A 5,391-nucleotide genomic window follows, 5' to 3' on the forward strand; every position below is an offset into this window, starting at 1 on the left:
AAAAAAACTTTAAATTTTCTTTGGTAAACATTTTGTCAGTTAGAAATAAATACTTACTTTTGCAACCGCAAATAGGGAACAGAACGACAGAAAAGCTTCTCTATGTTTTGCGGAAAGAAAAAAGATCATTGACATACAATATACAACCAAGTAAGAAAAAAACTAAAGCGTAAAAAAACTTTGAGTGGGTCAGGAAAAACATACAATGGAGAGTTTGATCCTGGCTCAGGATGAACGCTAGCGGGAGGCCTAACACATGCAAGCCGAGCGGTAGGTTTCCTTCGGGAGACTGAGAGCGGCGCACGGGTGCGGAACACGTGTGCAACCTGCCTTTATCAGGGGGATAGCCTTTCGAAAGGAAGATTAATACCCCATAATATATCAGATGGCATCATTTGATATTGAAAACTCCGGTGGATAAAGATGGGCACGCGCAGGATTAGATAGTTGGTAGGGTAACGGCCTACCAAGTCAACGATCCTTAGGGGGCCTGAGAGGGTGATCCCCCACACTGGTACTGAGACACGGACCAGACTCCTACGGGAGGCAGCAGTGAGGAATATTGGACAATGGGTGAGAGCCTGATCCAGCCATCCCGCGTGAAGGACGACGGCCCTATGGGTTGTAAACTTCTTTTGTATAGGGATAAACCTACTCTCGTGAGAGTAGCTGAAGGTACTATACGAATAAGCACCGGCTAACTCCGTGCCAGCAGCCGCGGTAATACGGAGGGTGCAAGCGTTATCCGGATTTATTGGGTTTAAAGGGTCCGTAGGCTGATTTGTAAGTCAGTGGTGAAATCTCACAGCTCAACTGTGAAACTGCCATTGATACTGCAAGTCTTGAGTGTTGTTGAAGTAGCTGGAATAAGTAGTGTAGCGGTGAAATGCATAGATATTACTTAGAACACCAATTGCGAAGGCAGGTTACTAAGCAACAACTGACGCTGATGGACGAAAGCGTGGGGAGCGAACAGGATTAGATACCCTGGTAGTCCACGCCGTAAACGATGCTAACTCGTTTTTGGGTTTTCGGATTCAGAGACTAAGCGAAAGTGATAAGTTAGCCACCTGGGGAGTACGTTCGCAAGAATGAAACTCAAAGGAATTGACGGGGGCCCGCACAAGCGGTGGATTATGTGGTTTAATTCGATGATACGCGAGGAACCTTACCAAGGCTTAAATGGGAATTGACAGGTTTAGAAATAGACTTTTCTTCGGACAATTTTCAAGGTGCTGCATGGTTGTCGTCAGCTCGTGCCGTGAGGTGTTAGGTTAAGTCCTGCAACGAGCGCAACCCCTGTCACTAGTTGCCATCATTCAGTTGGGGACTCTAGTGAGACTGCCTACGCAAGTAGAGAGGAAGGTGGGGATGACGTCAAATCATCACGGCCCTTACGCCTTGGGCCACACACGTAATACAATGGCCAGTACAGAGGGCAGCTACACAGCGATGTGATGCAAATCTCGAAAGCTGGTCTCAGTTCGGATTGGAGTCTGCAACTCGACTCTATGAAGCTGGAATCGCTAGTAATCGCGCATCAGCCATGGCGCGGTGAATACGTTCCCGGGCCTTGTACACACCGCCCGTCAAGCCATGGAAGTCTGGGGTACCTGAAGTCGGTGACCGTAATAGGAGCTGCCTAGGGTAAAACAGGTAACTAGGGCTAAGTCGTAACAAGGTAGCCGTACCGGAAGGTGCGGCTGGAACATCTCATTTTAGAGCGTCTTTGGACGTTAAACAAAATAAGTACAGCAATGTACATTGATTCTGCTTAAAGTAAAGCTTTAGTTTTTTATTTGGTTGCTATATATTATAAAAATACAAAAACCCACTAGAAATTAGTATCAGGGAACGAGAGACAAGAGATGTATAGATCATAGATAGGAGACCGTTAAATAGTCTTGTATCTAGTGTCTTAAATCTCAAATCTAAATGAAGTCTCGTAGCTCAGCTGGTTAGAGCGCTACACTGATAATGTAGAGGTCGGCAGTTCGAGCCTGCCCGAGACTACTAATTAAAGCGGATGGCGAATAGCTTTTGGCTGCTGGCATTTAGCCACTAGCAAGAAGCCATAAGCTAGAAGCAACTAGAGGGGGAATTAGCTCAGCTGGCTAGAGCGCCTGCCTTGCACGCAGGAGGTCAAGGGTTCGACTCCCTTATTCTCCACAGTTTTTGAAGTTTGATTTCAAAGTTACGAATAGAGCCAATAACAATATTCGTTCATCAGACTAAAAAAAAGACATTAAGATCATTGACATTAACGGTAAAAATATCACAAAGAGAAAACCGAGCGCATATAAGCGCTTGAGTAACCAAAAATAGGAAAGAAATCGTTAAGGGCGTATGGCGGATGCCTAGGCTTTCAGAGGCGAAGAAGGACGCGGTAAGCTGCGAAAAGCTGCGGGGATTGGCACACACGAATTGATCCGCAGATGTCCGAATGGGGCAACCCGGCATGTTGAAGACATGTCACCTCGCAAGAGGAGCAAACCAGGAGAACTGAAACATCTAAGTACCCTGAGGAAAAGAAATCGAAGAGATTCCGTAAGTAGCGGCGAGCGAAAGCGGATTAGCCCAAAAGTCTTTATATGTTTAAAAGAATGTTCTGGAAAGAACAGCCATAGAGGGTGATAGCCCCGTATTTGAAAGGCATATTAAGATGATAAATGAGTAGGGCGGGACACGTGAAATCCTGTCTGAATATGGGGGGACCATCCTCCAAGGCTAAATACTCCTGAAAGACCGATAGTGAACAAGTACTGTGAAGGAAAGGTGAAAAGCACTTCGAATAGAAGGGTGAAATAGAACCTGAAACCGTACGCCTACAAGCGGTCGGAGCCCACAAGTTGGGTGACGGCGTGCCTTTTGCATAATGAGCCTACGAGTTAATTTTGCTAGCGAGGTTAAGGACTTAAGGTCCGGAGCCGGAGCGAAAGCGAGTCTGAATAGGGCGCTTAGTTAGCAGGATTAGACGCGAAACCTTGTGATCTACCCATGGGCAGGTTGAAGCTCTGGTAACACAGAGTGGAGGACCGAACCGGTTGACGTTGAAAAGTCTTCGGATGACCTGTGGGTAGGGGTGAAAGGCCAATCAAACTGGGAGATAGCTCGTACTCTCCGAAATGCATTTAGGTGCAGCGTCGTATATAAGTTTATTAGAGGTAGAGCTACTGATTGGATGCGGGGGTTTCATCGCCTACCAATTCCTGACAAACTCCGAATGCTAATAAATGTTCTACGGCAGTGAGGGCATGGGTGCTAAGGTCCATGTCCGAGAGGGAAAGAACCCAGACCAACAGCTAAGGTCCCCAAATCTCTATTAAGTTGAAGCAACGCGGTTGGACTGCATTGACAGCTAGGATGTTGGCTTGGAAGCAGCCATTCATTTAAAGAGTGCGTAACAGCTCACTAGTCGAGCGGTCCGGCATGGATAATAATCGGGCATAAATAGAGTACCGAAGCTATGGATTTATACCTTAGGGGTATATCTGGTAGGAGAGCATTCTGTTTGCGCTGAAGCAGTATCGTGAGGTATTGTGGAGCGGACAGAAAAGAAAATGTAGGCATAAGTAACGATAAAGCGGGCGAGAAACCCGCTCACCGAAAGACTAAGGTTTCCTCAGCCATGCTAATCAGCTGAGGGTTAGTCGGGACCTAACGCGAACCCGAAAGGGGTAGTGGATGGACATTGGGTTAATATTCCCATACTTGCTCACACTAAAAAGGGGACGGAGTGCCGTACTTACTGGAGACTGACGGAATAGTCAAGACCTAGCCTTCGGGCGAAGTTGTTGTAGGGAAAGTGCTTCCAAGAAAAGCCGAAGTGAAGCAACCCGTACCAAAACCGACACAGGTAGTCGAGGAGAGAATCCTAAGGTGCTAGAGTGAATCATGGTTAAGGAACTAGGCAAAATAGTCTCGTAACTTCGGGAGAAGAGACGCCATCAGCAATGGTGGCCGCAGTAAAAAGGCCCAGGCGACTGTTTATCAAAAACACAGGACTCTGCAAAATCGAAAGATGCAGTATAGGGTCTGACACCTGCCCGGTGCTGGAAGGTTAAGGAAGGGCGTTAGCGTAAGCGAAGCGTTTGACTGAAGCCCCAGTAAACGGCGGCCGTAACTATAACGGTCCTAAGGTAGCGAAATTCCTTGTCGGGTAAGTTCCGACCTGCACGAATGGTGTAACGATCTGGGCACTGTCTCAACCATGAGCTCTGTGAAATTGTAGTCTCGGTGAAGATGCCGAGTACCCGCAATGGGACGAAAAGACCCTGTGAACCTTTACTATAACTTCGTATTGACTTTGAGTAAGTAATGTGTAGGATAGGTGGGAGGCTTTGAAGCAGGCACGCTAGTGTTTGTGGAGCCAACGTTGAAATACCACCCTTTACTTACTTGGAGCCTAACTTCTTTTAGAAGGACATTGCGTGGTGGGTAGTTTGACTGGGGTGGTCGCCTCCAAAAGAGTAACGGAGGCTTTCAAAGGTACCCTCAGCACGCTTGGTAACCGTGCGTAGAGTGTAATGGCATAAGGGTGCTTGACTGTGAGACCAACAAGTCGATCAGGTGCGAAAGCAGGACATAGTGATCCGGTGGTTCCGTATGGAAGGGCCATCGCTCATAGGATAAAAGGTACTCCGGGGATAACAGGCTAGTCTCCCCCAAGAGCTCACATCGACGGGGAGGTTCGGCACCTCGATGTCGGCTCGTCACATCCTGGGGCTGGAGAAGGTCCCAAGGGTTGGGCTGTTCGCCCATTAAAGTGGCACGCGAGCTGGGTTCAGAACGTCGTGAGACAGTTCGGTCTCTATCTATTGCGGGCGTTAGATGTTTGAGAGGGCTTGATTCTAGTACGAGAGGACCGAATTGAACAAACCTCTGGTGTATCAGTTGTTCCGCCAGGAGCACCGCTGAGTAGCTACGTTTGGAAGAGATAAGCACTGAAAGCATATAAGTGCGAAACTCGCCTCAAGATGAGACATCTTTTAAGGGTCGTTGGAGATGACGACGTTGATAGGCTATAGGTGTAAAGGCAGTAATGTCATAGCCGAGTAGTACTAATTACCCGTAGATTTATAGCCTATGGTTACTGTATAACAAGTCTTGTATGCGCAGTAAAGGTTTTGTCTTTGTGATTGTTTTTATCGAATTAAACCTTGTAAAATGTAGGCTGTACAAAGTATGATGTAAATCCATTGTACAAGATACACCCGACATTCTACAATATATACCTTCTTTAGGGTGGTTTTAGCGGTGGGGCTCACCTGTTCCCATTCCGAACACAGAAGTTAAGCCCACCAGCGCCGATGGTACTGCGAAAGCGGGAGAGTAGGCCGCCGCCAGTTTTTATTTAAAAGTCTCATACAGTTTTGTATGAGACTTTTTTTT

Annotated in this window: 2 tRNA genes and 3 rRNA genes; all 5 read left to right on the top strand. The window is 47.1% G+C overall.

Annotation, left to right across the window (positions count from 1 at the left end):
• Positions 1 to 202 precede the first annotated feature (202 nt).
• The 5 genes from BW964_RS22135 (at position 203) to rrf (ending at position 5,348) form a co-directional block, all read left to right on the top strand.
• Positions 203 to 1,719 (top strand): 16S ribosomal RNA (locus BW964_RS22135).
• A gap of 220 nt (positions 1,720 to 1,939) precedes the next feature.
• Positions 1,940 to 2,013 (top strand) — tRNA-Ile (locus tag BW964_RS22140).
• 82 nt (positions 2,014 to 2,095) lie between these two features.
• Positions 2,096 to 2,169 (top strand) — tRNA-Ala (locus BW964_RS22145).
• A gap of 157 nt (positions 2,170 to 2,326) precedes the next feature.
• Positions 2,327 to 5,084, top strand: a 23S ribosomal RNA gene (locus BW964_RS22150).
• Between the two features lie 156 nt (positions 5,085 to 5,240).
• Positions 5,241 to 5,348 (top strand): 5S ribosomal RNA (rrf, locus tag BW964_RS22155).
• The 16S, 23S and 5S rRNA genes sit together here with 2 tRNA genes alongside, the layout of an rRNA operon.
• The last annotated feature ends 43 nt before the right edge of the window (positions 5,349 to 5,391 follow it).

This window comes from Chryseobacterium shigense (assembly GCF_900156575.1).
GTDB classification, from domain to species: domain Bacteria; phylum Bacteroidota; class Bacteroidia; order Flavobacteriales; family Weeksellaceae; genus Chryseobacterium; species Chryseobacterium shigense.